1 protein-coding gene is annotated in these 660 nt (G+C 33.8%); it reads right to left on the reverse strand.

What is annotated here, in order from left to right; genetic code table 11:
- Window positions 1-254, reverse strand: a 254-nt coding sequence (locus N1032_RS25825; protein WP_259543473.1) for a hypothetical protein, incomplete at its 3' end; no start/stop codon positions are given.
- Window positions 255-660: the final 406 nt, after the last annotated feature.

Genomic DNA, 660 nt, shown 5'->3' on the forward strand with positions numbered 1-660 from the left:
GTTTCTTCCCAATAATACTGGAATTCTAGGTCTTTTCCAACCTTATCTGCGTCTTTTTTAATGATATCAATGACTTCATTTACCAAATCTTGCTGATCTGTATAGTCTACATTAGCTTTAATTCGCAACCAATATGATTGTTCAGACGGATGATGTCCATAAAATATAAAGAATTCATCATTAACAAGCAGTCGTTGATGTGCTTGAATTGCTTCGTGTTCTTTGAAATATTGTTTGATTTTATAAGTTCCCATTATATTTCCTCTTAATCAATTTAAGTACAACCCCAATTATGATTGCTGATACAAGTGTGAATATACCAATGCAGAATGACCACAACATTACCATACTACCCAAGTGGTATACATTCTTCATGCCTGGACTACCAAATCCAATCCAAGCTAAATATCCACCAAGCCATATCCAGAAGCCCAATACTAGAGCTCCTAAACACAGTTGTGTAATCAATACGTATATCCAACCAAATACAGTTTGTTGTCTTTTCATTAACATCCCCTTTTCTGTTTCTTCCAGGCTAAATTGCCTTTTTCGTCTAAATAGAAATACCCATTAAGAATATGTCTGTTGATGTCTTCTCTAATTGTTTTCTCGAGCAGCTTTTTAAAACGCATATTCTCGACATATTCTTTAAATGATATT

The sequence above is a fragment of the Herbiconiux daphne genome, from assembly GCF_024979295.1.
In the GTDB taxonomy this organism is placed as follows: domain Bacteria; phylum Actinomycetota; class Actinomycetes; order Actinomycetales; family Microbacteriaceae; genus Herbiconiux; species Herbiconiux daphnes.